Origin of the sequence: Hymenobacter rigui, assembly GCF_003944715.1 — a bacterium.
Lineage (GTDB): Bacteria > Bacteroidota > Bacteroidia > Cytophagales > Hymenobacteraceae > Hymenobacter > Hymenobacter rigui.
In genome coordinates, this window is record NZ_RWIT01000002.1 from 246969 (window position 1) to 272896 (window position 25928).

Annotated in this window: 39 protein-coding genes; 22 read left to right on the top strand and 17 right to left on the bottom strand. The window is 60.0% G+C overall.

All coding sequences use genetic code 11. From position 1 onward, the window contains the following. Positions 1 to 131: 131 nt before the first annotated feature. Positions 132 to 1106, bottom strand: coding sequence for an NAD(P)H-quinone oxidoreductase (locus EI291_RS05140; protein WP_125418700.1), 975 nt, complete (start codon positions 1104 to 1106; stop codon positions 132 to 134). Positions 1107 to 1195: 89 nt separating this feature from the next. Between EI291_RS05140 and EI291_RS05145 the strand changes: the two genes are divergently transcribed. The 5 genes from EI291_RS05145 to EI291_RS05165 all read left to right on the top strand — a co-directional run bounded on the left by EI291_RS05145 (position 1196) and on the right by EI291_RS05165 (position 4611). Then, positions 1196 to 1690, top strand: coding sequence for a hypothetical protein (locus EI291_RS05145; protein ID WP_125418702.1), 495 nt, complete (start codon positions 1196 to 1198; stop codon positions 1688 to 1690). A gap of 119 nt (positions 1691 to 1809) precedes the next feature. Next, complete coding sequence (locus EI291_RS05150; RefSeq protein WP_125418703.1) at positions 1810 to 2172, top strand: hypothetical protein; 363 nt, start codon at positions 1810 to 1812, stop codon at positions 2170 to 2172. Positions 2173 to 2353: 181 nt separating this feature from the next. Further along, entirely contained in the window at positions 2354 to 2917 is a 564-nt protein-coding gene (locus EI291_RS05155; RefSeq protein ID WP_125418705.1) for a hypothetical protein, read from the top strand. 150 nt (positions 2918 to 3067) lie between these two features. Next, the gene (locus EI291_RS05160; RefSeq protein WP_125418707.1) at positions 3068 to 3880 is read left to right on the top strand and encodes a phosphatase PAP2 family protein; all 813 of its coding nucleotides are present in this window, start codon (positions 3068 to 3070) and stop codon (positions 3878 to 3880) included. A 14-nt stretch (positions 3881 to 3894) separates the two neighbouring features. Continuing rightward, entirely contained in the window at positions 3895 to 4611 is a 717-nt protein-coding gene (locus EI291_RS05165) for a phosphatase PAP2 family protein (protein WP_148103380.1), read from the top strand. Positions 4612 to 4701: 90 nt separating this feature from the next. On the opposite strand, the gene EI291_RS05170 is transcribed toward EI291_RS05165, so the two are convergent. From EI291_RS05170 to EI291_RS05180, 3 genes are all read right to left on the bottom strand, one after another. Further along, a complete protein-coding gene (locus EI291_RS05170; protein WP_125418711.1) occupies positions 4702 to 7782 on the bottom strand; it encodes an efflux RND transporter permease subunit in 3081 nt (1026 codons plus the stop codon). 312 nt (positions 7783 to 8094) lie between these two features. Continuing rightward, on the bottom strand, positions 8095 to 9084 hold the full coding sequence (locus EI291_RS05175) for an efflux RND transporter periplasmic adaptor subunit (protein WP_125418713.1): 990 nt from the start codon (positions 9082 to 9084) through the stop codon (positions 8095 to 8097). A 42-nt stretch (positions 9085 to 9126) separates the two neighbouring features. Continuing rightward, positions 9127 to 10431 carry a TolC family protein gene (locus EI291_RS05180; protein WP_125418715.1) on the bottom strand — a complete coding sequence of 435 codons (1305 nt, stop codon included), beginning with the start codon at positions 10429 to 10431 and terminating at the stop codon, positions 9127 to 9129. 219 nt (positions 10432 to 10650) lie between these two features. Between EI291_RS05180 and EI291_RS05185 the strand changes: the two genes are divergently transcribed. The 3 genes from EI291_RS05185 (at position 10651) to EI291_RS05195 (ending at position 13229) form a co-directional block, all read left to right on the top strand. Next, positions 10651 to 11328 carry a response regulator transcription factor gene (locus EI291_RS05185; RefSeq protein WP_125418717.1) on the top strand — a complete coding sequence of 226 codons (678 nt, stop codon included), beginning with the start codon at positions 10651 to 10653 and terminating at the stop codon, positions 11326 to 11328. A gap of 105 nt (positions 11329 to 11433) precedes the next feature. Next, positions 11434 to 12681: a sensor histidine kinase gene (locus EI291_RS05190; RefSeq protein WP_125418719.1), complete on the top strand. Its 1248-nt coding sequence runs from the start codon at positions 11434 to 11436 to the stop codon at positions 12679 to 12681. A 122-nt stretch (positions 12682 to 12803) separates the two neighbouring features. Continuing rightward, positions 12804 to 13229, top strand: coding sequence for a PepSY-like domain-containing protein (locus EI291_RS05195; RefSeq protein WP_125418721.1), 426 nt, complete (start codon positions 12804 to 12806; stop codon positions 13227 to 13229). Positions 13230 to 13328: 99 nt separating this feature from the next. Here EI291_RS05195 and EI291_RS23115 read toward each other — a convergent pair whose 3' ends face one another. From EI291_RS23115 to umuD, 3 genes are all read right to left on the bottom strand, one after another. Beyond that, positions 13329 to 14036 (bottom strand): DinB/UmuC family translesion DNA polymerase, encoded by a 708-nt coding sequence (locus tag EI291_RS23115; RefSeq protein ID WP_240635375.1) that lies wholly within the window; start codon positions 14034 to 14036, stop codon positions 13329 to 13331. 69 nt (positions 14037 to 14105) lie between these two features. Continuing rightward, complete coding sequence (locus EI291_RS23120; protein WP_240635377.1) at positions 14106 to 14627, bottom strand: Y-family DNA polymerase; 522 nt, start codon at positions 14625 to 14627, stop codon at positions 14106 to 14108. Beyond that, positions 14611 to 15078: a translesion error-prone DNA polymerase V autoproteolytic subunit gene (gene umuD / locus EI291_RS05205; RefSeq protein ID WP_125418723.1), complete on the bottom strand. Its 468-nt coding sequence runs from the start codon at positions 15076 to 15078 to the stop codon at positions 14611 to 14613. Before umuD ends, EI291_RS23120 begins: the two co-directional genes overlap by 17 nt. A 321-nt stretch (positions 15079 to 15399) precedes the next feature. Here umuD and EI291_RS05210 point away from each other — a divergent pair, with 321 nt between their 5' ends. Together EI291_RS05210 and EI291_RS05215 are read left to right on the top strand one after the other, a co-directional pair. Next, positions 15400 to 15804 (top strand): hypothetical protein, encoded by a 405-nt coding sequence (locus EI291_RS05210; protein WP_125418725.1) that lies wholly within the window; start codon positions 15400 to 15402, stop codon positions 15802 to 15804. 403 nt (positions 15805 to 16207) lie between these two features. After that, a complete protein-coding gene (locus EI291_RS05215) occupies positions 16208 to 16846 on the top strand; it encodes a hypothetical protein (protein ID WP_125418727.1) in 639 nt (212 codons plus the stop codon). Between the two features lie 83 nt (positions 16847 to 16929). Here EI291_RS05215 and EI291_RS05220 read toward each other — a convergent pair whose 3' ends face one another. From EI291_RS05220 to EI291_RS22750, 3 genes are all read right to left on the bottom strand, one after another. Further along, positions 16930 to 17124 carry a hypothetical protein gene (locus EI291_RS05220; protein WP_125418728.1) on the bottom strand — a complete coding sequence of 65 codons (195 nt, stop codon included), beginning with the start codon at positions 17122 to 17124 and terminating at the stop codon, positions 16930 to 16932. Continuing rightward, positions 17111 to 17308 carry a hypothetical protein gene (locus tag EI291_RS05225; protein ID WP_125418730.1) on the bottom strand — a complete coding sequence of 66 codons (198 nt, stop codon included), beginning with the start codon at positions 17306 to 17308 and terminating at the stop codon, positions 17111 to 17113. The genes EI291_RS05220 and EI291_RS05225 overlap by 14 nt, the downstream gene beginning before the upstream one ends. A 140-nt stretch (positions 17309 to 17448) precedes the next feature. Next, on the bottom strand, positions 17449 to 17592 hold the full coding sequence (locus tag EI291_RS22750) for a hypothetical protein (protein ID WP_170172514.1): 144 nt from the start codon (positions 17590 to 17592) through the stop codon (positions 17449 to 17451). A gap of 122 nt (positions 17593 to 17714) precedes the next feature. Between EI291_RS22750 and EI291_RS05230 the strand changes: the two genes are divergently transcribed. The 3 genes from EI291_RS05230 to EI291_RS05240 all read left to right on the top strand — a co-directional run bounded on the left by EI291_RS05230 (position 17715) and on the right by EI291_RS05240 (position 18740). Then, positions 17715 to 18005: a hypothetical protein gene (locus tag EI291_RS05230; RefSeq protein WP_125418732.1), complete on the top strand. Its 291-nt coding sequence runs from the start codon at positions 17715 to 17717 to the stop codon at positions 18003 to 18005. Between the two features lie 105 nt (positions 18006 to 18110). After that, positions 18111 to 18452, top strand: a complete 342-nt coding sequence (locus EI291_RS05235) for a hypothetical protein (protein WP_125418734.1) — start codon at positions 18111 to 18113, stop codon at positions 18450 to 18452. Positions 18453 to 18461: 9 nt separating this feature from the next. Beyond that, on the top strand, positions 18462 to 18740 hold the full coding sequence (locus EI291_RS05240) for a hypothetical protein (protein WP_125418736.1): 279 nt from the start codon (positions 18462 to 18464) through the stop codon (positions 18738 to 18740). A gap of 32 nt (positions 18741 to 18772) precedes the next feature. Here the strand turns inward: EI291_RS05240 and EI291_RS05245 are convergent, their stop codons facing one another. Together EI291_RS05245 and EI291_RS22755 are read right to left on the bottom strand one after the other, a co-directional pair. Continuing rightward, positions 18773 to 19024: a hypothetical protein gene (locus EI291_RS05245; protein WP_125418738.1), complete on the bottom strand. Its 252-nt coding sequence runs from the start codon at positions 19022 to 19024 to the stop codon at positions 18773 to 18775. Continuing rightward, positions 19005 to 19142, bottom strand: a complete 138-nt coding sequence (locus EI291_RS22755) for a hypothetical protein (RefSeq protein ID WP_170172515.1) — start codon at positions 19140 to 19142, stop codon at positions 19005 to 19007. Before EI291_RS22755 ends, EI291_RS05245 begins: the two co-directional genes overlap by 20 nt. A 121-nt stretch (positions 19143 to 19263) precedes the next feature. Between EI291_RS22755 and EI291_RS22760 the strand changes: the two genes are divergently transcribed. The 4 genes from EI291_RS22760 to EI291_RS05260 all read left to right on the top strand — a co-directional run bounded on the left by EI291_RS22760 (position 19264) and on the right by EI291_RS05260 (position 21130). Next, entirely contained in the window at positions 19264 to 19536 is a 273-nt protein-coding gene (locus tag EI291_RS22760; RefSeq protein ID WP_170172516.1) for a hypothetical protein, read from the top strand. A gap of 305 nt (positions 19537 to 19841) precedes the next feature. Continuing rightward, complete coding sequence (locus EI291_RS05255; protein WP_125418740.1) at positions 19842 to 20279, top strand: hypothetical protein; 438 nt, start codon at positions 19842 to 19844, stop codon at positions 20277 to 20279. A gap of 6 nt (positions 20280 to 20285) precedes the next feature. Beyond that, the gene (locus tag EI291_RS22765; RefSeq protein ID WP_170172517.1) at positions 20286 to 20678 is read left to right on the top strand and encodes a hypothetical protein; all 393 of its coding nucleotides are present in this window, start codon (positions 20286 to 20288) and stop codon (positions 20676 to 20678) included. Positions 20679 to 20701: 23 nt separating this feature from the next. Continuing rightward, positions 20702 to 21130: a hypothetical protein gene (locus EI291_RS05260; protein ID WP_125418742.1), complete on the top strand. Its 429-nt coding sequence runs from the start codon at positions 20702 to 20704 to the stop codon at positions 21128 to 21130. 68 nt (positions 21131 to 21198) lie between these two features. Here EI291_RS05260 and EI291_RS05265 read toward each other — a convergent pair whose 3' ends face one another. Both EI291_RS05265 and EI291_RS23475 read right to left on the bottom strand, forming a co-directional pair. Then, positions 21199 to 21615 (bottom strand): BLUF domain-containing protein, encoded by a 417-nt coding sequence (locus EI291_RS05265; protein WP_125418744.1) that lies wholly within the window; start codon positions 21613 to 21615, stop codon positions 21199 to 21201. Between the two features lie 116 nt (positions 21616 to 21731). After that, entirely contained in the window at positions 21732 to 21803 is a 72-nt protein-coding gene (locus EI291_RS23475) for a DUF4113 domain-containing protein (RefSeq protein WP_394343375.1), read from the bottom strand. Between the two features lie 85 nt (positions 21804 to 21888). On the opposite strand from EI291_RS23475, the gene EI291_RS05275 reads away from it, so the two are divergent. From EI291_RS05275 to EI291_RS22770, 3 genes are all read left to right on the top strand, one after another. After that, positions 21889 to 22260, top strand: coding sequence for a hypothetical protein (locus EI291_RS05275; RefSeq protein WP_125418748.1), 372 nt, complete (start codon positions 21889 to 21891; stop codon positions 22258 to 22260). 157 nt (positions 22261 to 22417) lie between these two features. Next, complete coding sequence (locus EI291_RS22600; RefSeq protein ID WP_148103381.1) at positions 22418 to 22846, top strand: hypothetical protein; 429 nt, start codon at positions 22418 to 22420, stop codon at positions 22844 to 22846. Between the two features lie 215 nt (positions 22847 to 23061). Further along, entirely contained in the window at positions 23062 to 23238 is a 177-nt protein-coding gene (locus EI291_RS22770; protein WP_170172518.1) for a hypothetical protein, read from the top strand. Between the two features lie 337 nt (positions 23239 to 23575). Here the strand turns inward: EI291_RS22770 and EI291_RS05280 are convergent, their stop codons facing one another. Genes EI291_RS05280 through EI291_RS05290 form a run of 3 tightly spaced genes read right to left on the bottom strand, consistent with a single transcriptional unit; the run spans position 23576 to position 25131 of the window. Then, the gene (locus EI291_RS05280) at positions 23576 to 23887 is read right to left on the bottom strand and encodes a helix-turn-helix domain-containing protein (protein WP_125418750.1); all 312 of its coding nucleotides are present in this window, start codon (positions 23885 to 23887) and stop codon (positions 23576 to 23578) included. Next, entirely contained in the window at positions 23887 to 24243 is a 357-nt protein-coding gene (locus EI291_RS05285; RefSeq protein ID WP_125419087.1) for a superinfection immunity protein, read from the bottom strand. Before EI291_RS05285 ends, EI291_RS05280 begins: the two co-directional genes overlap by 1 nt. A gap of 45 nt (positions 24244 to 24288) precedes the next feature. Beyond that, positions 24289 to 25131, bottom strand: coding sequence for an XRE family transcriptional regulator (locus EI291_RS05290; protein ID WP_125418752.1), 843 nt, complete (start codon positions 25129 to 25131; stop codon positions 24289 to 24291). Positions 25132 to 25245: 114 nt separating this feature from the next. Between EI291_RS05290 and EI291_RS05295 the strand changes: the two genes are divergently transcribed. Together EI291_RS05295 and EI291_RS05300 are read left to right on the top strand one after the other, a co-directional pair. Next, complete coding sequence (locus tag EI291_RS05295) at positions 25246 to 25467, top strand: hypothetical protein (protein ID WP_125418754.1); 222 nt, start codon at positions 25246 to 25248, stop codon at positions 25465 to 25467. A gap of 77 nt (positions 25468 to 25544) precedes the next feature. Then, the gene (locus EI291_RS05300) at positions 25545 to 25925 is read left to right on the top strand and encodes a hypothetical protein (protein ID WP_125418756.1); all 381 of its coding nucleotides are present in this window, start codon (positions 25545 to 25547) and stop codon (positions 25923 to 25925) included. The last annotated feature ends 3 nt before the right edge of the window (positions 25926 to 25928 follow it).

Here is a 25928-nt window from a genome sequence, read left to right on the forward strand (position 1 = left end):
CGCCACGAACCCGGATGAGGTGCGTGCAGCCCCTTAACCGGCAAAGACGAATTTCGTTGGTAAGTATTGCACAGCGTCTCCGAAAACGACTGTCGCACACCCATTTCGGCAGTAATGACCAAGTACTGTATTTACTCCACTGTCAGCACCAGCTTACCGATGTGGGCGCTGCTTTCCAGCAGCTCGTGTGCCTGCCGGGCCTGCGCCAGCGGCAGGGTGGCATGAAGCACCGGCCGCACGGCACCACTGGCCACCAACGGCCACACGTGCTGCTCCACGGCCAGGGCCAGAGCCGCCTTAAACTCGGCGGAGCGGGGCCGCAGGGTACTACCCGTAATGGTGAGGCGGCGGCTCATCAGATCCAGCGCATTAAACTCGGCCGGGCCGCCCTGCATAGCATTGATGAATACCAGCCGGCCATCGGGGCGCAGCAGGCGCAGGTTTTTGGCGGTGTAGTCGCCGCCAATCATGTCCAGCACCACATCTACCCCACCGCCGGCCTCCAGTACGGCTTCAAAATCGGCTTCGCGGTAGTTGATGACCTGCTCGGCTCCCAACGCCCGCACGGCAGCTGCTTTTTCCGCCGTGCCCACCGTGGCCGCTACCGGGCTGCCCAGCGCATGAGCCAGTTGCACTGCCAGTACCCCGATACCGCTGCTGCCGCCGTGCACCAGCAGCTTTTCGCCGGGCTGCAGCTGGCCCCGCTGAAACACGTTATGCCACACCGTGAAGGCCGTTTCGGGTAAGCTGGCGGCCTCCGGCATGGTGAGACCGGCCGGGATGGGCAGGCAATGGCGGGCATCCACGGCTACAAACTCGGCGTAGCCACCCTGGGCCAGCAGGGCACACACGGCGTCGCCGGGGTGCCAGCGGGTTACGGCAGCGCCGCACTGCACCACCGTACCGGCCACCTCCAGGCCCGGAATCAGGCCGGTTACGTTGCCGCTGCCCCGGTATTTCCCCTGGCGCAGCAGCACATCGGGGCGGTTGACGCCGGCTGCGGCTACTTGAATGAGCACTTCGTGGGCGGCCGGCTCCGGTGATTGTACTTGCTGAAGTTCCAGCACTTCCGGGCCGCCGGGCTGGGTTATTACACTTGCATTCATAGAAAGAAAAAGAACAGGGTTCCGGCTGTAACCAGCCCTACCCCCCTACGTATGTTGCCCTGAATACGCTACGGTTGAGTATACCCCCGATGAAAAAACTACCTCGTTTGCCTCATTTTCTGCGCACTGCCGGCCAGCTTACCGGCCTGGCGGCCTGGCAAACCGGCCGTCTGTTCCGCCAGGCTGCCCGTACCGCTCTCGATGCGGTGCAGGATGTGCTGCGGGCCGAGGTGGAAAAGGGCAACATGCGGCAGGTGCGGGAGTTTCTGACGGGCAAGGCCCTGCCCGCCGCCCGGGCCCTGCTGCTGGAGCGCATGGCCGCCCGGGTGCTGGTGCGGCTGGGACTGCGCGGGGCACTGGCCAGCAATGTAGTCGGCTGGGTGCTGCCCGTGGTGCTGGAGCAGCTGCTGAAGGCCGCCCACAAATCGGGCGTGTTTGAGAAAGTGCGGGCCAACGCCACGGTGCAGGACACCCTGCACCGGCTGGATGAGCTGAAGCAGGCCACCTGGAAACGCCTCATGCCCGACCACGGAACCGGCGCCGAAGTGCTGCCTGATGACACCCCGCTGCCCCTTTCTGCGTAAACCGGCCTTAAACCCAGGTTTTAAGTAAAAAATTCCCGCTTCAGACGTTAGTTTTTTTTATTGATTTTGAAGCTATTCTACACAATCCAACTGCTGAAAGGCTCCCGTAAATGGGCCCGATGAAACAAACACCTGAGCCGCCGGCCGGAGAAAAATTGGTTTTCCCGCCTGCCCGCACGGCCCTGCGTGACTTATACCGCGCGGCCCGTCATTTGCCCTCCACCGACCCTTATGCTCCGGCTCGTTTAGCTCGTATTGCTGATCAGGCGGAATACTTTCTCCAAAACTGGACTGCTGAAACTTGGCCCGCCGCTCTGCATTCCGGCCAGCCCCTGCCCGCCCGTCAGGTGTTGCTGGGCTGGGTGCTGATGGCCCAGCGGGAAATTAAGCAGACAGGTACTAGCCCCGGCACGGTATGGCCCTATGCTACCTGGCACCGCATCTTCACCATGCTCCTGGCGGCCCTGGTTCCGTTTGCCTGAGTCAGGCCTGAACTGAAAATAAAGAAGCCGTCTGACCTCCCAGGTCGGGCGGCTTCTTTTTGACCCCTGGTCAGTTTGCGGAGCCGGCAATTCTGGTTTATTTACTTCCCGATGGATAACAGCACACGGGTATAGTGGCTGCCTCCGGTTCGTTTGCTTCTCATTAAGTCGGCTTGTTGCTATGAATGCCTACCGCCCCGATGCCCGCACCCTGGCCATGCAGCGCCGGGAAGCCGAGTACGCCCGCATGGCCAGCATGGCCCATAAGGCCCGCTGGGTGAACTGGGCCGCCGTGGTATTCTGCGTGCTGCTGAGCCTTGACTGGGCCCTGCCGCTACAGCAGTTCACGGATGAGCCGGTGCTGGAGCGGCGGCCGGTTTCCATTGGTGCCTCCCTCTCCAATCCGCAGATGGCCTACCGCATCCTCACACCCCACGCCAGCTTCCGGCTGCATACCAGCCAGGCGTACCGCATTCAGGATGCTACGCGCGTAACGGTGTGGCGCACCCCGCTGCTGCGCATTGTGCGTCTGGTGAAGGCCCCTACCGTGCCGGCGGGCCGGGAGCCGTTTGCGCCCTACGGCGGCGGTATCTATAACTCAGCTATGGCCGCCTTTCCTATTCTGCTGCTGCTGGTGGCAGGCCTGGGGGTGTTACTCCCTTTTCCGCCGGAAACCCGCCTGAACACCTCCGTGGTAAGCGGACTGCTGTGGCTGGTGACGCTGGCCGTAATGGTCCTGTTTTAGCCATCTGCCTAACCTGTCAAGTTTTTTTCCACTTATTTCGATTCTGAAGAACACCTTTAGGATTCCTTCAGAATGGCTCCGTATACTGTTTTCCTGCTCGGTTGAGCAAGGCATCAGGTTGATGAATACCGGTTTTTTTACGTGTACTAAATGAACTTCTCTTTCCGCCAGCTAGGTGCAGGCGTGCTGCTGATGGCGGCTACTCACTTCTCTGCCCCGGCCCAGATTCTGCCCGCTACTCCGGCCGATACTACCCACAAATTCGAAAACCCGGCCGGCGTACCTGCCCCGGTAACCAAGCCCTGGTACAAAGGCAAACTGGTGAAAGCCACCGTGGTGCCGGCCCTGCTTATCGGCTACGGGGCGTACACCTTCAACGGCGGCGGCTTTTACACCAATCAGCAGGCCAACCGGGATATTCACAAGCTCTTCCCCACCTACCGCACCAAGCTGGATAACCTGCTGATTTTCGCGCCCTACGCCGAGCTGGGCCTGGTGGCGCTGTCGGGCGTGGAGTCCCGCGACGACCGGTTGAATACACTGCTGGTCATTGGCAAATCGGAGCTGATTATGCTGGCCACGGTATTTACGGTGAAGAACCTCACCCGCGAAACCCGTCCTGATGGCTCCGACAACCTCTCGTTTCCCTCGGGGCACACGGCGCAGGCATTTCTGGCGGCCAGCATCGTACACACCGAGTTTCGGGACAAAAGCCAGTGGTACGGCATCGGGGCGTACACCATTGCCACCAGCGTAGCCGCACTGCGCATGATTAATACCAAGCACTGGCAGAGCGACGTGGTGGCGGGTGCCGGCTTCGGCATTCTGTCGGCGCACCTGGGCTACCTGACGCACCGCAACCGGTGGGGCCGCAAGCCCCGCATTCTGGAAGGCACCAGCTTCTCGCCCACCTGGATGCCGGGTGGCATGGGCATGAGCGTGGTGTGGCGGCCAACCCACTAACGCAGCAGCCCGACATGCAGGAGCGCCTGATTCGGTTTTACCAGAAGGCTCTGGCAGCCGTGCGGGGCCACGGGCCCCTGGTGGCTCTGCTCATGCTGGGCCTGGGCGTGCCGTGGTTTATTTTCGCGGAAGTGGCCGAAGACATCTGGGAAAGCGGCGGCTTCATCGGCGACCAAACCATTCTGCGCTGGATACACCAGCTGGAAAGCCCCGGTCTGGATACGCTGGCCCTGGCCCTGACCACGGCGGGTGGCCCGGTAGTAATGTCGACTGTTGGCGGGATAATTACGCTGTGGCTGCTGTGGCGGCACTGCTCCACGCAGGCCCTGTTTTTTGCGCTTTCGGTGGGCGGGGCCGTGGCGCTCAACGTGGTAACCAAGCTGGTATTCGGGCGGCCCCGGCCGGCGCTGTGGGAATCCATTGCGCCGGCCAAGTTTTACAGCTTTCCCAGCGGGCACGCTATGGGCTCGGCGGCACTGGCAGCGGCGCTGGGGTTTCTGGTGTGGCAGCAGCCGTGGCGGTGGCCGGTGTGGGTGCTGGGCAGCCTGTTCGCCCTGGGCGTCGGCCTGTCGCGCATGTACCTGGGCGTGCATTTCCCTTCCGATGTGCTGGCCGGCTGGGTCTGCTCCATTGGCTGGGTCACGGGCCTGCACCTGCTCCTCTCCTCCGATTTGCAGCAACTCCGTAGCTGTTGGCAGTCCAGCCTCCGCTTCTGGCACCGGCCAGCCTGACGAGCTTCCCATTCATGAACAACGCAACGGCCCGTTCCCCCGCACTATGTGGGGAGAACGGGCCGTTTTCAATTCTGCCGGTTTGGTGTGCTACACCACGGGTTCCGGCTTCCGGTCGTAGGCCAGGCGCAGCAGGCTGGGCAGCACCACCAGCAACAGCGGCAGCGCCAGCAGCAGGCCGCCAATTACGGCAATGGCCAGCGGCTGGTGCAGCTGCGCACCGGCCCCAATGCCCAGAGCCAGCGGCAGCAGCGCCGCAATGGCCGAAAGGGCCGTCATGAGCTTGGGGCGGAGGCGGGCGGCAATAGCGTAGCCGATGGCCTGCTCCACCGGGGCTTCCCGGCGGGCATCATTAAACTGCTGCAGGGTGAAAATGGCGTTTTCGCCGATGATGCCCACCACCATAATCAGGCCGGTGTAGGAACCTACGTTCAGGGGGGTGTTGGTCAGGTACAAAGCGAGCGTGCCGCCGGCCGGCCCCAGCACCGCCACCAGCAGAATGAGCCCCGCCGCCTTGATTTCGCGAAACAGAAACAGCCCCACCGCAAACACCAGCAGGCAGGCTGAGGCCAGGATGGTAAGCAGCTCCTGAAACGACTGCTGCTGCTCGGCGTAGGAGCCGCCGAACTGCAGAAAATAGCCCGGAGGCAGGGCCAGGTCACGGTCCAGCTTCCGGCGGATTTCCGTCATGGCCGAGCCCAGGTCGCGGCCGTTGAGGCGGGCCGTAACGGCCGTCATGGCCTGCAGGTTTTCGCGCTCCAGCTCCGCCTCCCCGGCCGATACGCTCACCACTGCCAGCTCATCGAGGCGGCGGCGCTGGCCTCCGGGCAGAAACACGGGCTCGGCCTGCATCTGCTGGAGCGTGGCCTGCGCCGCGCCGGGGTAGCGCAGCCGGATGTTGAGCAGCTGCTCGCCTTCCAGCACGCTGCCCGCCACCACACCGCCCAGCTGGGTCTGGAGCTGACTCTGAAAATCGAGGCCGGTGATGCCAAACTGGGCCAGCCGGCGGGCATCGGGGCGCACATCCACGGCCGGGCCCATGCGCACAATGCCGTTGAATACATCGGCCGTGCCGGCCGTGTGCTCCACTATGCCCGCCACCGTATCGGCCAGGGCGTAGCGGGTAGCGGCGTTGGGCCCGAATACCTTGATTTCAATGGGCTGCACCGTGCTCATCAAATCCCCCAGCATGTCGCCAATTACCTGCCCAAAGTCAATGATCAGGGCCGGCTGCGAACTTTCGATGCGCTGTCGGATATCGTCAATGACCTCCTCCGTGGTGCGCTGCCGGTCAGTTTTCAGCCGGATCAGGAAGTCACCGCTGTTGGGCTCGGTGATGAAAAAGCCCATTTGCGTGCCGGTACGCCGCGAGTAGCTCGCCACTTCGGGCACCTGCACGATGAGCTTCTCGGCGGCGCGCAGCATCCGGTCGGTTTCTTCCAGGGAGGTGCCGGGCGGCGAGTTGTAATCCAGCACAATGGCCCCTTCGTCCATATCCGGCAGGAAGCCCGTTCCCAGCCGGGGCACAATAAACGCCATCAGCCCCACCAGCAGCGCCACGCCCACCACGCTGTAGGCCGGGTGCCGGATAACGGAACGGACCCACGGAATTTCGTGGTGGGCAGTTTCGGTGAGGCTATCGGCTGTTGCAGCGCTTTCTTCCTCAGCAGCCACTGGCCGTGGGCTGCCAGCTTGCTTCCTGGACAGCAGCAGATACAGCACCGGCAAACCCAGCCAGGCCACCAGAAACGAGCACACCAGGGCCACAACCATGGTGGTAGCCAGCACCTTGAAATAGGCCCCGGCCACGCCGCCCAGCAGCACGAACGGCAGAAAAATAACGATGGTGCTGAGCGAGGAACCCACCAGCGCCGGCAGCAGGTGCTGCACGGAGCGGGCTACTACTTCGCCGACGGTGGCCTGCGGGTGCTCCTCACCCACCCGGTGCAGCTGCTCCACCATCACCACAGCATCGTCAATCATGAGGCCGATGGCGGCGGCCAGGGCGCCCAGCGTCATGATGTTGAAGGAGTAGCCCAGCCCGAAATACAGCACCGCCAGCGTGAGGCTGAGAGCCATGGGAATGGTGAGCAGGATGGTGAGCGAGGCCCGCCAGGAGCGCAGGAACAGGGCCGTTACCACCAGGGCCAGGGCCAGGCCAATCCAGAGGGCCTCCTGCACCGAGCGCACCACTTCCGACACGAAATCGGCCTGGTCGTAGTAGGGCCGCAGAGTAATGCCGCGCGGCAGCCCGGCCTGCACGGCTTTCACCTTGGCCCGCACCCCTTCCGACACCAGCACTACGTTGGCATCGGGCTGGCGCACCACCGAAATCAGCACTGCATCGTGGCCGTTGGCGTTAATGCGGGTGTATTCGGGCTGCTCGCCCAGGCGCACGGTGGCCACGTCGGCCAGGCGCACAATGCGGCGGCCGTCGTTGCGCAGCACCACGTTTTCGAGGTCTTCCTTGCGCTCGATGGTGGCATCCGTAATGGTCAGGTAGAGGCGGCGGTAATCGGTGAGGTAGCCGTTGCTCTGCACGAAATTGGTCTGGCCCAGCATGGTGCTCACATCGTTGGGCGTGATGCCCAGGGCCGCCAGCTGATCGGGCTGCAGCTCCACCTGGTACTCCTTGGTGCGCCCGCCCTGCACCTGCACCGACGACACGCCTTCTACCTGCGACAAAAACGGCTTAACGGTGTACAAAGCCAGCCGGCGCAGCTCCAGCGCCGAGCGGCCCGGCGCTTCCAGCGTGTAGCCCATTACCGGCAGAATGGCCGGATTCATACGCTCCACGCTGATCTGGGTGCCGGCCGGCAAATCGGCCCGGATCTGGTTCAGGCGGCTTTCAATGGTCTGCTGGCTGCGCACCACGTCCACATTCCACTCCAGGTAAGCCGATATTTCGCAGCTGCCCCGGCTGGTAGTGGAGCGCAGCAGCTTCAAGCCCGGCACCTGCTTCATGGCGTCTTCCATGGGCTTGGTCACCGTCACCATCATGCGGTCCACGGGCTGCAGGCCGTTGTCGGCAATAACCTTCACCTTCGGGAACGTGACTTCCGGAAACAGCGCCACCGAGATGCGCCGGTACGCCAGCACACCCAGCGCCAGTGCCAGCGCCAGCAGCACGGCAATGGGTGCTTTATAGGCTTGAAAAACAGAAGGACGCATGGAGTTGGGAGCTGGGAAGTAAAAGACAGGAGCCAGGAGTTGGCCTGACCTTGGTGCGTATTAGACCGTCATTCCGAGCGAAGCAAAGCGGAGTCGAAGCATCTCCACCACTTCGTAGGCTGGGGGCCCAGGATTGAACCTGGGCTATGGAACGGTTGATATTGGAGTGTCATTAACTTAGCCAGCGGTAGAAACGCTGCGCATTCGCGGACGCCAGATGAAGTATGACTATTACGTTGGCAATGTCAGCACACGAGATTCCTCCTATCGTTGGAATGACGTTCTGATAGCTCCCAATGACCTTCTACCAACTCACCTCGTCAGCTTCACGGCGGCGGTATCGTCGAGGCCGTAGTTGCCGGTCAGCACAATACGGTCGTGGGGCGAGAAAACGGGGCTTTTGATGACGATGCGGCCGTTTTGCTCGGGTCCGGGCTGCACCGGCACCTTCACGGCGGTGCTGTCGTTGAGCAGGCGCATCACCCAGAAGCTGGTCTGGGTTTCGTCGGTCAGTACGGCTTCGCGGGGCAGGGTACGGGCCAGCTGGGGGGCAGTTTTATCAAGGTCGATGGTGACGGCCAGGTTCTCGGGCAACTGGGGCACTTTGCCCAGGGGCCGGACGGTATAGCGCTGCGTCTGCACGGCCACGTCGGCGGCGGGCAGGGGCTCGGCCACGCGGCCCGTCAGCACCCGGCCATCGGGCAGCGTAATGCGGCAGCTCTGGCCGGTGTGCACGTAGCGCAGCTGGGTCACGGGCACATCCAGCACGAAGCCAAAGCGCGACTGGTCGTATACGGTGCCCAGCTGCTCGCCATCCTGCACGTAGTCGCCGGCCAGCTTATCCACGGTAGCCAGCACCCCGCCCCGGGGGCTCGGAATCCGGATGATACCGCTGAACCGCAGCTTCGGGTCGCCGGTGAGGCGGTCCAGATGCAGGGTGCGCGACTCCTTGGTTTGCAGAGTGAATACCGTCTGGCCGGCGCGTACCTGCTGGCCCGGCACCGGCACCGGGGCCATGAGGTAGCCGGTGGTAGTAGCCCGCAGCACATCTTTGGCCGGGTAGGCCGTTACCCCGCTCAGGTGCAGCACATCGGCCACCGTATCGGCGGCTACGTAGCCCACCGTTACGGCGGCGCGGGCGTGCACTTCCTCCTCTTCAGCCGAAGCTTCATCGGCCGTTCCGCCGGAGCTGCCGCCGCAGGCCTGGGTGAGCAGCGCCAGGAGCAATAGCCCGCCCCCCCGGCGCCGAACCAGGCCGGTACGGTTGACGAAGTGCTTCAGAACAGTATCAGGAATAGTCATGGGAGAAGTCAGTGGTAGCGGACGGTTGTGGAGGCACGGCCATCATTCGCCCAGATAATCAAGGGCGTATAGCGTGCGAAGCCGCTCAGTTTCGGCCTGCGTGAGGCTGAACTGGAAGCCCCGGTAGCTGTTCACCAGCTGCAGGTAATCCAGAATGGTTATATCACCGGTGGTCAGCTGTTGCCGGCCGGCATCCACCAGGGCCGCCGCAATGCGCAGCTGCTCCCGGATGCTGGCAATCAACTGGTCCGACTCGCGGGTGAGGCCCTCCAGCTGCTGGTACTGCTGGCGGCGCTGGGTAGTCAGAAAGGTGCGGTAGCCCACCCGAATCTGCTCCGCCAGCCGAATCCGCTCGTAGCCCAGCTGCCGCTGGTGCCCGTCAAAGATTGGCACCGACAAGGCTAGGCCGCCGCTAAACCCAAAGCTGCGCCCCAGATACAGCGGCGACGGGTTGGCCGACTGCAGGCCCGCATCCAGCACCCAGCGCAACTGCGGGCGGTAGCGCAAATCCACGGCCTCCCGGTCCAGACGCAGGCGCAGGCTATCAAGCTGATATTGGCGCTGCGTAATGGAATTGAGGCCGGCCAGCGCCCGGTGCGTAGGCGGCCGGGGCTGCTCCAGCAGCACCAGGGCGGTATCGGCGGCACCAGCCAGGTAGCGCAGCGTGCCCAGCTCGCGGCGGTACGTGAGGCGGGCCTGCTGGGTGGTTACCTGCTGGTTGCGCAGGGAGGCGTAAAACGCCAGATACTGAGTTTGTTTATACACCCCGGCATTCACCAGTTGGCGCAGCTGCCCATCCTGGCGGCGCAGCTGGCCCAGCAGATTCTGATTGTAGCTCCACTGCTGCTCCGCGGCAAAGGCCGTCAGAAACTGGTCGGTGATGTTGCGGCGCACGTCTAGGGCAGCCAACTGGCGGGTATTGCGCAGCACCAGCCCCTGACTTTGCAGAATGCGGTAGTCGTTGCGTAGTACCGGGCCGTTGAGCAGGGGCTGGCTCACGCTGGCAAAAGCCGCGTAGTTGCCGCCGTTGGAAACGGCCTCATCGTAGCCCAGACCACCTTCGCCGTTGGCTTTGCGGCCGAAGATAGGCGCGGCCACGGCCGCGCCGGTACCTGCCACCTGAGGCCGCTGCTGCGCCGCCCGAATCAGGCTATCCACGCGGTTTTGGCTTACCTGCCCGGCGTAGTCGCGCAACAACGGGCTGGTATTGCGGGCCAGCGCCAGAAACTCGTCCAGGGTCCGCAGCTCGTTGCTTTGCGCGTGCACCGGACCCACCGACAGCAGCCAGCAGCCCAGCCCCAGCAGCCAGCAACCCACTAATCGGAAATAAAAAACAGGAGTAGCCAAGGGCAGTGAGCTGGTTGAACGACTGCAAAACAGGAAACCGATTCTGAAGAAATTTTGGAGTTGCTAATTTTCGGTTCTGCGGCCGGCTCCGAGGGAGCTTTCCTACGCTGTCTGTGCTGGCTGGTTGCCCGCTCCCATAACTCCAGAATATCTTCAGATTTATCCTCCAAATTGCCCGCCTACCGCTCCGTTTGTTCTTCTGTTTACCGCTCCCCTCCCGTGAAAATCCTGATTGTAGAAGATGAAGCCCCGTTACGGGCCTCCCTGCTGGAATACCTGCGCCATGATGGCTACGTGTGCGAAACCGCCGAGAACTACCAGCAGGCCCATGAGAAAATCAAGCTGTATCAGTATGATTGCGTGCTGATTGACTTAACCCTTCCCGATGGTTCCGGGCTGGATTTGGTACGCACTCTGAAACAGGAAAATTCAGTAGCGGGCGTGGTTATCATTTCGGCCCGGGGCTCCCTCGATGATAAAGTGGAAGGCCTGGAGCTGGGGGCCGATGACTACCTACAGAAACCGTTTCACCTGGCCGAGCTGAACGCGCGCCTACGCTCCGTGCTGCGGCGGCGGCAGTTTCAGGGGCAGCGCCATCTCGCCTTCCGCGACCTGACCGTATTCCCGGACCAGGCGCTGGTGCTGGTGAAGGACCAGCCCGTGACGCTCACGCGCAAGGAGTACGACCTGCTGCTGTTTCTGCTGGCCAACCCCAACCGCCTGCTCACCAAGGAGTCCATTGCCGAGCACCTCTGGGGCGACGCGGCCGATGCCGCCGACTCGTTCGACTTCATCTACACCCACCTCAAGAATCTGCGCAAAAAGCTGCAGGAGCTGGGGGCCGATAACTACATCCGCACCATGTACGGCCTGGGCTACAAGCTGGAAACGGAATAGGTTGTCAGTTGTTAGCTTTCGGGCACTCCTATCGAATGCAGAGCCTGTGTTTGTGCCAGCAACGAACAACTGACAACGAACAACTAATAACCAGCAATCAAGCACGTGAAGCTGCTCACTACTACTAACCGCTATTACCTGGCGCTGGCTGCCGTGCTGTTTCTGCTGGGTACGGGGTTGTTGTACGTGGGCATTCAGCGGGCCCTGGCCCACGAGGTAGATGAGCAGTTGCAGCTGTACCAGAGCTATTTGCAGCGCCAGCTGCAGCACACGCACCGGCTGCCGGCTCCTGTCAACCCACAGGAGCTAACGGTGTCGTCCACACCTGTTGCCACTGGCCTGGGCGACACCGTGCTGCTTGACCCGATTGAGCAGACCCAGGTTCCATTTCGACAGGTGACTTTCCGGGCCACGGTGCAGGGGCAGCCGTACTGGTTTACGCTGCGCAAGTCGCTGATTGAAACCGAGGACGTGCTGGAAGTAGTGCTGGCAGTGATGCTGGCCGTGATGACGCTGCTGTTCGGTAGCTTAGTGCTGCTGAACCGCTGGTTGTCGCGCTGGCTGTGGGCGCCGTTTCAGTACACCTTACGGGCCCTGCAAGGCTACCAGCTGCAACAACCGCAGCCGCTGCTGCTCCCCCACACCGCCATTGACGAGTTCAGTGAGCTGAACCAGGCCGTAACCCAGCTCACCCAGCGCCTGACGGCGGATTATCAGGCTCTGAAGGAATTCACCGAAAACGCCGCCCACGAAACCCAGACGCCCTTGGCCATTATGCAGGCGAAGCTGGAGCAGCTGCTGCAACTGCCTGAGCTGCCCGAGGCTGCCGCGTCTTCGGTACATGCGTTGTACCGGGCCACCATTCGCCTTTCGCGGCTGCACCAGGCCCTCACGCTGCTGAGTAAAATCGAGAACCGACAGTTTACCGGCAGCCGCGCCCTGCAGCTGCAGGACCTGCTACGAGAGAAGCTGGAGCAGCTGCAGGATTTTCTGGAGGCCAAACGCATTGAGCCGCAGCTGGTGCTGGTCGCCCCGGTAGCCGTAACCATGCATCCGGCCTTGGCCGATTCGCTGGTGGGCAACCTGCTCCAGAACGCCGTGAAGCACAATGTACCCGGTGGCCAGCTGCGCATTCACCTCAGCCCCGAGGCCCTGGAAGTCACCAACACCGGCCCCATCCTCACCACCGACCCGATGCTGCTACTGGGCCGCTTCCGCAAGCACAACGCCGCCTCCGACTCGCCGGGGCTGGGGCTGTCCATTGCCCAGCAAATTTGTACCTACTACGGCTTTCAGCTTAGCTATTCGTTTAGCTCCGTCGGCTCTTTACACACGCTCAAGGTCCGGTTTTAGCCAGCGGTACTCCTCCGGCCCCGACAGTTTTCCGACGTATTTCCGGCGGCTTGCATCCACAGAAAAAGCACAGAAACAGCTTCTACACTTGCAGCATCATCCACCTTCACTGTTTGCCGCGCATGAACTACGCCCTGCTGCTTGCCGCCCTGCTGCCCCTGGCTGCCCAGGCCCAGAAGCTCTCCGTCTGGCAGGTTCCGGCGGCAGCTGTTACGGCCTTCCGAACACAGTTTCCCGAGGCCAAAACAGTGCACTGGGAAAAAGAGGCTGCCAATTATGAAGCCGACTTTGCGCAGAAAGGCGTCGAAATGTCGGCTGTGTTTACGGCGGCTGGCGTACTGGTCGAAACGGAATCAGCCATTCGCTACAACCTGCTGCCAGCCCTGGCCCGCACTGCGCTGGCGCAGCAGTACAAAGGCTACAAGATTGTTGAAACCGCCAAAATTGTATCCGCCGGCGGGATAGTGCAGTACGAAGCGGAAGTAAGCCGCAGCGGCAAGCGGCAGGATGTGCTCTTCGATTCCAACGGCCGCCTGCTGTCCAAATAGCGCTTCCGTCCTAATAACGGCAGCCGATGCCGCAGCTGCCGGAAAGGTTCCGCGCCCGGCAGGTGGCAATACTCTTTCGCCGCCGCTTCCAGCTTCCTATCAGGCGCGAACCCACAGCAAATCGTCCCAATGAGTGGTGTAGGCGGGCGTTTTCCAGCGGCTGTTGCCGGCCCACGGCTGCGCCACGCCACTGGGGGCCGGCAGGGCCGCGGCAAACCGTATAGTACCACTCCCGAACCGCTGGTTGAGGTGGTCTAACTCCGCCATCAGGGTAGTCCGGAGTACTGCATCCGCTGCGTTGCCGAATAGCTGCAGTTGCTGCCGGCCGACAGTTTCCAGCCCGCTGAGCACAATACCGGCCTTTTTGTACGCTGCTCCTGCCTTATACAATCGTTGTAATGCACTGGAGGTATAGCGCAGTAACTCGCTGGTATCCTGGGTGGCAACGGACAGCGTGACCACCTCTGTGCAGGTGTGCGGCAATGGCCCCGGGCTGAACCGCCCCCGACTGATAAACACCGTGAGGGTATTAGCCAGGGAGTTCTGGCGGCGCAGCTTCTCCGCCCCGCGGGATGCAAAATGTGCCAACGCTACCTGTATATCCGAGAGCTCCGTGAGTGGCCGGGCAAAGCTGCGGGTGTACATAATCGTATTGCGGCGCGCCTCATCCTCTTCACTTCCGACACTCTCCCCGCACGATTCTCCCTGCAGCTCCCGAAGCAGGCGCGCTCCGGTTACCCCGCCGAGGTAACGCCGGGCCCAGGCCTCACTCTGGCGGGCCAGCTGCGCCGCCGTTCGGATGCCCAATGTCAGTAATTTCTCACTGTAGCGCCGGCCCACGCCCCATACTTCCTCAACCGGCGTTTGCTCCAACGCTCACTGCTGGCGCTCCGCAGTATCCAGCAGCAGTACACCGTCGGTTATATTGAGCTGCTTGATAAGGCGGTTAGCCAGCTTAGCCAGGGTTCTGGTAGGGCCCAGCCCGATGCGCACAGGTATGTGCATCTGCTTGCGGATCTGCTCTTTCCACACAGCAGCCAGCTTCACCAGCGTACCGCAATATGGTGTCATGCCGTGCAGCTGCAGGAAGCATTCATCTATTGAATACACCTCCGCAACCGGAGCCACCGAAGCCAGGTACCGCATAATCCGGCCCGAAATATCCCCGTACAGTGCGTAATTACTGGAAAACACCTGTACCCCGTGGCGCTGTAACTCAGGCTGTACCTGGAAATACGCGGCTCCCATGCGCAGCCCCAGGTCCTTAGCCTCAGCTGAGCGGGAAATAATGCAACCATCATTATTACTAAGCACCACCACCGGCTGGCCTTCCAGGTCAGGCCGGAATACCCGTTCACAACTGACGTAGAAGTTGTTGCAGTCAACTAACGCGTACATGGCTGGAAAGGCGTCCGCGCCGGGTTTCGGTCACAACATAAGTCACTACGCCCCACACGTCGAATAAATCAGGCTCCGTTATGGGTATTTCCGGGTAGCAGGGATTATCCGGCACCAGAAACCAGGCATTTGCGCTGCGCCTGACCAAGCGTTTCACGGTAAACTGCCCTTCCACCACGGCAATAACTACATCATCATGCGTGGCCGTGAGCCGGCAGTCCACGGCCAGCAACGCTCCATCCCGGATGCCTGACTCTCCTCCGGTCATACTGTCCCCCGTCACCCGAACCAAGTAGGTAGAATCGGGATGCGGCAGCAGTAACCGGTTAAGGTCCAGCCGCGTACCCCGGTGGTCCTCGGCCGGCGAGGGAAATCCGGCGGGCACCAGCCCTTCAAAAAACAGCAGCAATACCGGCTTGCGCCTCACGGGCAAAACAACAATTTCACTCATAGCAATGCAGCAGAAACGAACTGGTGCAAGTATACGAATAGCTAATTTAATTAGTTTGTATATGCTATATATTTTAGCAATTACTTACCTGTTTCGGAACGCTCGAAATGCCTTTATGACTCGCATGTATGTCATTGATCAGCTCATAATCTGCTTCAACACAACGTATCTGCTTAATATTCAACTATCAACACTATCAGCCAAAACACCCGGAAGTCTGTATCTGTTTTCAACCACGGCTTGTCCGCATACCGGCCCATTGCATGGCTGGCCCGTAGCTTTGGTTACTCATTTAGTTTCGACGTTTATCCTTTCGCGTATATGGAGAAAGTTTTCTCTGCTCCGCTCGTAAATATGTACCTGTACACCGGCCCGCATAACACCCTGGAGGTGCAGTGGCTGGATTTTGTGAACAGTGAAACGCTTCGTTGCTGCCTGCTCGAAGCCCTGCGCCTGGGACGGGAGCATGCCATCCGGGCCTGGATTGCCGATAACCGGCTGCTGCGCGCTATTCGAACCAAGGATTTTGAGTGGATGGGCCCTAATATCATGACTCCCCTGGACCAGATGGGCGTTCATCGGCTGGCGGTCATTGATTCCCAGGATGCCATGAACCGGATGGGCATCAAGCTATTCCTATCCGATGTCATCCCGAATACGCAGATCCTGACCCAGACCTTTCTTTCCCCCAATGAAGCCCGGGTCTGGGCGACGCAGGCCTATTAAAGCCCTCTTGTACATACTGCCCTTAAGTTCCCTAGCTACAGGTATATCTGCATGATGGCCCTGTTGCTGCACTTGAAACACACTGGACGTTTCGCCCTAGTACTGAATTTCAAGTATCTCTTATCCAGGCACTTTAAGTAGTCCGGCACTATCAGGTGCAGAGGTGGATTGCCGACGACCGGCTGCTGGGACTGTCGATATACATAAAATGCTCCGGCTTGTATTACGGCCCATCGGTAACTGTCAGTGGCTGTTTTGATGATATCCGTGGCACAAAACGACTATATCAAACTTCACTGAATTTCTCTTACATTCAGTGCACCCTATTCTTTATCAAATCAATCTAATGGTTACGCTACTTTGTTGCTGCCTATTGGCGCAACCTACTCCCGAACCTACCCAATTGGCTGACTCCTCTCGGCTTGCCCACAGAGCCTATGTGGGTATTGGTGGTAATCTTGGCCGCTATATTGATTTCCGAGCCAAGGAATACGCCGGTAAAAATCCACAACTTTCTCCCTCCATTGTGGCGGGCATACAAGTCTGGCCGGGCATTGCGCTGGATGGAGGTGGATTAACGTTTGCTGTCAGGCGTGACTACTCCCGTTCATACATCAACTATTCGGCTGACCACACTACCTACACGCTTAGTTACGAAGAGGGTGCTATTTTCCGCAGATATTACATTTTACCGGTTCTGGTCCGTTTTACAATTGCCGAAAGCCCCGACACTAAACTGGACCTGCTGACGGGAGCTAGTATCTTCCATACCCGGGAAAAAACCCAAACTACGCTGCTCAACAGTGCGCATGTGTCTACTGGCTACACTACCACTTCTGGGTCAGCTACTACGGCCCGCTTTGTTGTGGGTGTTGGTCTTCGGTTTGCGCTAACTCGTTCTTTGGAAATGGCCACTGAAGTTCGCTCAACGCCTGGGTCCATCTTAGCCCCCTTGCTTGGCTCTCCAGTTTTGCTACCCTTGAATATGGATCTAAGCATGCGGTACCAGTTTCCTACTGCTACCACACCCGCCCCTAGATAGGCAGATCCCAGTTGCTGACTGATTTGCTGGGCACTGATCGAGCGCACGTCCGAGTCGCGCTGGCTCGACAGGCACTGCAACAGCTACCTGTCACGTTCCTCTGCCAGCCGGGCGTCGTCGAGCCGCACGGTAATGAGTTGGTGCAGCTCCTCGCGGGCAGGTCCAGCTGTACCGCGTGTAGGGCTTTGTAGCGCAGCTACGGCACCTTCGGGTTCAGGCCGATGCGTATCGGCCAGCAGGCGGCCGGCCGGGCCGGTGTAGAGGCTAGCGGTAGTCATGGCGGGTAAGGCAGTAAGCAAGGTGAGCGAAAGGATTAGGCGGCGCGCAGGCCCCCGGATCTTGGCTGACCCGGTCGAGGCGGGCCAGCCAAGATCCGGGGGCTTGGCCGAAGGCGGTCAGCACGGGCCAGGGAATGCTGGGCTGGGCCGTGTTGAACCAGTATGCCTGCAGGCGGGGCAGCACGGCGGCCTTGGGCAGGGACTGCTACAGGGTTTGGAGCTGGCTAAACAGGTCATGAAAGTGGTCAGAGATGAGGCCAGCGGTGGCTAGGTCGTCGCGGGTCATGGCGTAGGCATTGGTAAAGGCGTGGAGGAAGCGGCCAGCTAGCGGCGCTGGCGGGCCAGGGCAAACCGGTCGTTGCCGAGCATGAGCAGGCACACTTCGCGCAGGCGGCGCAGCCGTCGGGCTACGGCCGCCGACAGGTCGTGGGGGCCGGGCAAGTGGGGAATAGCAGCAGGCGGGGTCATGGCCGGGAAGTTGAAAAGCAGGAAGGCATTCGACCAATCATCGATTCAGCTCGACAAAGCGTGGAGTATGTAAAAAGCTGAATCCCTACATTGGAGCATGTCACTCTCACTACCACACGCCTATGCAACTCTCTACCCTGATCAGTCAGCTCCCCCGCCTGCAGGCGGCGGCGCTGGCCCCCACCGTGACCGAGCACGAGCTGCTGCTGCTGGAGCGCAGCGTGCGGGAAGCACTGGAAAACATGGCCACGCCCCGGCTGGTGGCGGCCACGCCCCTGCAGGTGCAGAAGTACTTCTACCTGCTGGAAGCCTACGCGCATGATCTGAGTCCGCAGCCTCCGGCGGCCCGCCAGCGGCTGGGCCAGGAGGCGCTGCGGCTGCTACAGGCCCTGACTCCGGCGGCGCGGGCCTGAGCCCGGCCGGGGAGGGCAGCACAACCGATCAGCTGACGTTAAAACGGTCTTAAAATGGCAACCTGGCCCTAAAACGGACCGTACAGGCGGGCTCACGCTCCCTGTATGACTACCCTTTCCTCCCGCCTACAGCAGCTGCGCGCTGAACTGGAAGCCAGCGACTCGTCGGCCGACTTCGGTCCTACTGTCCTCTTTGCCGTGCGCCGCGAGCTGCTGCGCCACCTGTTGCAGGTATCCAACCCGGTTCTGCAGGCCAGCGAGCCGGCGCTCCAGCGCCGCTTCGAAACCGTAGTGCGCCTGCTACAGGCTGCCCCCACCTTCCCGGCTCGCAGCCGCGCGCAGCAGGTGCAGGAGGCCCAGCAGGCCGTGCAGGTGCTGCTGGGCCTCCATGCCCCCGCTCCGCCCCCGGCCCCACGTACGGCACCAGCGCGCCGGCAGCGTTCCTAGCGTCGGCGCATGGCATCGATGTATCAACTGGTGACCATTCACCGACAGGCGCAGCTGGTGGCCAGCATCACGGCCGGCTCCCACCTAGAGCAGCTGCAGCTGGGCATGTACGTGCGCGAGTGGACCACGCTGCTGCGCGAGGCCCGGCTGCTGTCGCTGCCCCGCCACCAGCAGCCCCGCGTGGCGCAGGGCCTCACGCAGCTGGAGGCGCTGGGCCGGCTGGCCCACGGCCTGCCCTGGCAGCAGGTGCAGGCCGGACTGCTGGCCGTGGCCCAACTGGTGGCCTAGGCCCGGACGCCAAAAAAAGCAGTGCGCGTCCATCAGGCAGCCTGGGGCAGTAGCAGTTGAAACTCGCGGCGGCAGTCCGTCCAGTCGATTTCGCGGATGCCGCTGGGCAGTTCGGGTACGGGCAGCACTTCCTGGTGGGTGCTTGCCTCCTGCCGGGCCGTGTGCAGTTCCGGGGGCATGGTGCCGCGCACGTACACCGTTAGGTGGCCCTGCTGGTAGGTGTAGCCCAGAATCGGCTCGGGCGTGAGCACCAACGCCGCCCATTCAGGCAGCGCGTGCTCCACTATCCACTAAAGCCAGCAGATCGGGCAGGCAGGCCACTTTGCCCTGCTTGACGTGGGCCAGGTGCGTGGCGGCCGAGGCGTACTGCTGGCCGTAGCCGGCGCGGGTGGCCCACGTCAAGCAGGGCAAAGTGCAGCAGGTCTTCGCAGACCAGGGCCAACAGGGCATAGTATTCCCGCTTTTCCGTCATGAAAATGGGGAAAAAGAGTAGATTTGAAACGCGTATGTATGTCTTTGCCCGATGCTAGCTCCTGCCCTGCTTTCTGAACTCCAAACCCTGGGGCAACGCCTCATGGAAGCGACGGAGGCTGAGGAAGCGGGGGGCCGGGGGCCCCTGGATGCGGCGCAACGGTTTCTGTTTACCTACCTGCCGCAGGAGCCTGCGGTGCCCCACCGGGCCGACGAGCTGCTGGAGCTGCTGGCTCCCTCGCCCCATGTGCATCACTCGTGGGCGGGGCAGCGGCAGCTGGTGCTGGAGGGGCTGACGCTGCTGCACCAGGTGTGGCTACGGTAACCTCCTCCAGCATGAGCAGCCGGGCCTCGGCCAGCGGCTCCCAGCTCCCGAGCAGGAAGGCAACGTCCTGCGCATCCCGTACGGTTACCAACAAATAATTGAGAAGCTCACCACGAAAGAGTTGGTGCTCGTTTTGCGCGTGGATAGTATGGTCCCAGGCTACCACATCAATACGTTCTATATGGTGCGGCAGTAGCCAAGTTGAAAAGGAGCTGGTGTACTAGGAGGAGCAACGGTTCTGGTTCTGGCCCCGCCTCCCGTCCCGTTCAAGCGCCTGGAGACGTTTTATTACTTTGTTCGGTAACATGCCCTCACCCCTCCGCCGAGATTACCTCATTGCCTCATGCCTGTATTCCGTGTTTGTAGCCCTTTACCTGCTACCCACCTTCTACCTCTATTTACCTGAACCCCTCGGCCCGGCCCGGCATGCCGATGCATCCTTTGAACAGATAATTGGGCCTGTATTGCTGGCCATTCTGCTTCCATTGGCCGCGCTCATTGGTCTGGGCCTGGGCATCCGCGCTGGCAAGACATGGGCGAAAGGGATCTACCTGCTTTTATTCGCCTATGCCATGTACGTTTTCGTCCGAGCATTCCCCTTCTTCCTGGAGCGAAGTGCTTGGACGATGACCAAGGAATCGGTTGCCTTGGCCTTGCTGCTGGGCGCAGCCTTCTTTCTCTTCCGGCAGCAGCTCACGCGGCGTGCTGCTCCTGCTGAAGCGGACACGAGTATAATCAAGTGAACTAATATGGCCGTTACTATTCCCGCTAACGACGGCAAGACTGCCAACCTCTATTGGCTCAGCTTAGCCGTTTCCCTGGTTTCCTTTCTGCTGTACCGAAAGCCCCTCACTCCCACACCTTACCTTAGCGAGAATATCTTTCTATTCTCGGTTTTTTGCGGTTATCTACTGATAGCCGGGCTGGGCTGGCCAGTGCGCAAAGGTCGCCGCTGGGCCAAGGTAGTGCTGCTGCTGCTCAATGGCCCAAGTACTGTGTGGTATCTGCTACGCCTTCCCACTATGGCTACCCCGTGGCCCCAAATGCTTCTACCTCTGTTGAGTACGGCTCTGCTACTCTGGGCCGTAGTCATCGTCGCCCGCGACCTGCTGCGCCAGCCGAGGGCGGGAATTTCCCAGTAAACCGAGTCTATACTACCCTGTTAATGAATCAAACACTATTCTCCCTGCTACTTGGCTTGACTCTGCTCACGGCTGCCTGCGACAAAAAGAACGATGAGCCGAAACCCGCGCCCTCTATTGAGGGTCGCTGGGAAATTCAGAGTACGAATACGTACAGTTACGATGCGGACAGAAAGCTTCTCCGCTACACGGTGGACACAAGCGCGGCAGCCCGCTATTTCTACACCATTATCTCCAAGGATGCCATTCTGCACTACGACCGGAAGAATAATAGTCTGCTGGGCGGCGGCCCGATTACCTATCTCAATCCTACCACGGTAACCTATGGCCGCACAAGCGGCACCATTGTCATTAAGGAGTTAACGGCGCACCGGCTAGTCTTGCATTACTTACCTGAGAAACTCCCTGTCCCTTATCCCTATTACGAACCTGAGGACATATACGTACGCTAATGACCGCAAGGCGGCGAATCTGTATGTGCTGGCCTACCTGCCGCAGCGGTCAAGCAGCTACTGCGCCGCTACGCCGTCAGTAATTGCTGACGCACCGTTTCCAGCAGTTGCTTATCGGCGTCAGGTAGCGCTGATGTATTCAGCACGGCAGATTCCAAGTCAAGCACGCCGGGGCCAGCCAACGACGCATCTACACTCTTAAATGCCATCGACCAGTCAGAAAACGCACGCGCTAAAATGGGCTTGTCGGCAAGCTTTAACAGGTTTTGGTGCCGTGGGTCATTCTGTAGCCGCTCGTAAAGGGCGTAGATAGTTGACTGCTCTCCTTCAATGAGTTGCATAAAGTGCTGCCCTCCGTAGAACAGGATACCCGTCACATCCTGCTGATTATTCTTCGTGCGGCATTCCAGTAATAACTCTTTCAGGCGAGAGGCAGAAAAGTCACTAGTCGGCGTACTCAGGTAGATCAGGTGGTGCAGGGCCATAGGCAGAACAGGAAACGAGCGTGGACAGAAGTAGACAATCGAAAGGAAGCTGAACCTTATCTAGACACGTATTACCTATTGTTTAGTTCACTGGTTGCGCCACGCGGCCGTCGGGGCTACTCCCGAATACACAGCAAATCCTTCCAGCGCGTCGTGTATGCCGGACTCTGAAACTGGCTCTGCCCCATCCAGGGCAGCACGTAGGTCCACTGGGTGGGGCAGAGCCGCTGCAAAGCGCACGGCTCCAGTCAGTAAGCAAAACCAACCGAACTAATGAAGCAACTATTCTTCACAGCTTTGCTGGTTCCGGCAATGGCTCAAGCTCAGGATAGAATCTCGCCCCGGGTAGTGTCGCCACCACAACCAGTGAACGTTGAACAGGCGTTGCGCGGCAGCTTGAACCCGCACGGCCTGCAGCTCACCAAGAGCACCGTGCTTTACCGTCAGCTGCAGGATACCGCATCCGGCCGTCCTGCCCTCCGCCTTCGAGCTGGTGATGCAGTCATTATTCGGCAAGGAGAGTACTCCGGCTGGCTTAGAGTAGTGCGCGGTATAAAAAAACCCTTCAACTTTTCCTCTGACACCACCAGCTACTACATGCCAAGGTCGGGGTCCATCGGCGCTAAAACCTTCATTCTTCTTTAAGGCCTAGCTATTTCGCCCTCAACCTGCTGTGACGGCCGGGGGCGGTTCCTAAACAAGTACAACCTTAACATCAATTCTTCACGCTACACACGGTTGTTAGCACTCCGTCGTTTGAGCAGCAGCTCGTCCTATTGTTAATCCTACTCTCGCTCGTTGCATGCGCTACTTTTTCTCTTGCCTGTTAGTTGCGACCGTCCTGCTTATCTCCTGTCGCAAGAAAGCGCCAGAGCCAGTCTATTCTCTGCAGGGACAGTGGACGCTTCAACGCATTGAAACAACAGAATATGGCCCTGACGACAACCCGATAGGCCCCAGCGCTACCCGAGTACCATCGCCCGCTGAGCGCTATACCATTACGCCCACTACGCTCGAAATACTCATTAATACCCCAACCCCGTTTACGTTCGTGTACTCCTATATCCGGACGGGCGATGTGCTTTCCTTTAAGCTGATTAATCCACAAGGCGGTATTCCCGATTTTGAGAGTACCATTAAAAAGCTAACGGCTACCGAGATGGTACTTAGCACGCGCGTGTATGTAGGGAATAGCTACTTACTTCATAGCAATCATTACGTGCGGCAGTAGCCTCCTACCGCATTAAAAGCCCGCGCAAGCTCACCCTGCAGGACCACCTGCAAGACTACCTGCAGCGCCTGGCGCACGCCCGCGACAAGTTTCTGCTCTGCGCCTATACCGGCCTGCGCATCACCGACGCCGATAAGCTGGCCCAGGAGCATATCCAAAGTGACCTGATCAAGCTGGAAGCGGGCAAGACCGGCATCCTGTGCTATATCCCCTTCTTGGACGATGAGGTGCTCAAGCCGGTGCAGCTGGTGGGCAAGTACGCAGGGCCTGGCCACGTGCCTGCCTACGACCTAGACAAGTACCAGCCCCACATTGCCCAGCTCGCCGGCCTCACGCGCCTGCACGTGACCTCGCGCATCTACCAAGGCGTGCCGCCCAGCCAAATGAACTAGCCACCGGTCACCAGACTGAGAAGAGCTTCATGCGCTACCTAGGCACGAACGAACAGGAACTGGTGGAAAGCTATCGGCGCGTCGCCAAATTAGCCGCCTGAACTGGTGGCGGATTTGGTGGCGGCAAAACGCCTAGCGTAGCATACCGCTGCCTAACGCCTAAAATAAAAACGCCCTACTGTGTATCAGCAGGGCGTTTTTGATAGTCAGCAAAAAGCAGGCAAAAAAAAGCCGTCCCCACCCGGAAACGGCTATATTCACGTAATGCATTGATTTACAACACACATATAAATAGGTACCGTTATTTGGGCATGGATTCGGGCATACTCTACCCTGTTTAATGCTCAATCGGCCGCCGGCCCCGCTCCCGCTTCGGTGCTGTCGTCGGCTCCGGTCGGCCGGTGAAGGCCTCTCCGTACAACACCCAATCCACGTCGGCTTCGTCGGGAAAGAATGAGCGGAGCATGTAAAGCATCTTCGCATTGCAGTGGTACTTGCCCACCTCGATCTGCGCGAATGTGTTGGGGTGAATACCCAGCATTTCGGCCAAGTCCCGGTACGAGGCCACGGCCCCGGCTTTGAGCAGGCGGTCTACCTCAACCAGGAAGCGCAGATCCAGTGCGGCGAAAGAGAAGTCGGGAAGTGCCACTATGCAGGCTGGTTAAGCAGGCGTTGGCGCTGCTGGTTGAACTCTTCTTCGCTCAGACTGCCGTTGGCACGTAGCGCCTGCAGCTTCGTCAGTTCATCAGCCATCGAAGCCGTACCCACGATGCGCACCGGCACCGTCTGCTGCGTGTCGCTGGAAACAGCCCAGATCAGTGCGCCTATCCAGCCCAGACCGGTCCAGCCAGCAAGCAGGTTCAGCAGGAAAATCTGCGTGGACTTGCGCTTTTTGCGGGCTAGGATAGTCGGCAGAAAGTAAATGGCACCAACCAGAACGGCACCTAAAAAGCGGCCGATAAGGTAGCCCGCATCGTAGGCGGTAAGCAGTAGAGAAATCAGCATGAATAAGATAATTAGAAGGCAAAGTGAAAGGAATACCGGCCTTTTCTATTGGCCGGTATAATTTTTCCAGAGTATCTCCAGGCGGTTGCGCATCTCTTCCAGTTCAAAGCTGTACAGCTGCTTCGTCGGATACTTGCGCGGGGCCGGCATCTGGAAATTCAGCGAGGCTACTACGCACCAGAGCTGCTGCCACTCCCCTTTTTTAATGGTATAGGGAGGAAATTCATCGTTATCGGAGCGCACTTCCAGACCTCCTACCGAGTCTCTACCGGTATATACCCGCTTCACCACAATCCCCTCGTAGGTGACAACGACGTGGACGTAGCTGTCCTTGATCGTTTCCAACTCAGTATCCACGAATCGGCAAAGGACCAGGGAGCCATCGTGCAGCGTTGGGTACATGCTGCGGCCTTTTACACGGAAGGCCCGAAACGTACCGTTTTTAAACTCTGGCAGCGGTAAGGCCAGCATCGGCAGGTTCCGCAGGAACTCCGGTTCCATATGCTGAGCCAGATAGCCGGCAGTTGCCTCAGACTCTACAATAGGAATTGTTTCGTCACCGCTTATATCAACGGTAACGGTTAGTGGCGGCAGATGCTGCACAACCGGCGGCGGCACTAGGCTATCGAGCTCCGTCATCAGCGAGCTGGGCGCGGCGGCCAGCATACTTCCCTCACCAAAGAGCAGCCACTCCAGGCTGATACCAAGTTTTCTTGCAATAGCGGCTACGCTCTCTGCCTTGGGCGTGTGCTTGCCTTCCTCAATGTTGCCAATAGAGGTACCGGAGACGCCGGCAATTGTGCCCAGCGCCTCCCGGCTATGCCCAAAGTGCGCCCGGATTTGCTTGTACCGGTCGCCTATGCCGGCCGTGAAGTCCTGACTTTCCAAGAAAACTTAGATTTTATCAGAAGTTTTCTTGGAAATCCCAAGTAAACTTCTGATGTTTGTGAAGAAGAACAAGAAGAAGAACAGCCGCAATATACGAAGCGGCAACAACTGCCTATGGAGACGCCCACCACACCGACCATGCGCGAGCTGATGCCAGCCGGCTTTATTAAGGAGCTGGCCCGTCGCACCGGCTGCAAGTCTGCTTCCCAGCTCAGCGGGGTTATCTCGCTGGAAAACACCGGCTCCCGCCTTTGGCCTGAAGTTGAAAAGCTCGCCGAGGAAACCGACCCCGCCGGATTTGCCGCCTGGCAGTCTGCCCACGCCCAAGCTGCTTAATCAGTGTCCTCGGCAGGGCGCCAAACCTGCCGAGGTCTTTTTCCAAGAAAACTCCCTTTTCTAATCCATCAACCTCTATGAAAGTCGTTACCAGTGAACCCCTCTACACGCTGCGCACGCCGGATGGCCCGCGCAGCATTTCCCAGCCCGTAGCCGGCGACTCGCTGGCCGTGCTGGAAGCCACCGGCCTCTACACCCTGCCACAGCCTATTATCGGCTGGGCCCGGGGAATGGACGGGGAATTGTCGGTATACACCGCCGGCCCCGACAGCTCGCTGTTCCGCCTCGCGCTGGAAGATGGCTGTGAGGAAGAGCAATTCTTCGGGGGCCAGGTACCCGATACCCTGCGGGAATACCGGCTGGATGAGTACGCCGCCGGCGCACTGCTCTACTTCCCGGTGCCCATGGCGCAGCCCGCGCTGATGAGTGTTTCCTACACAATGTCTATTGCAGCCTAGGGT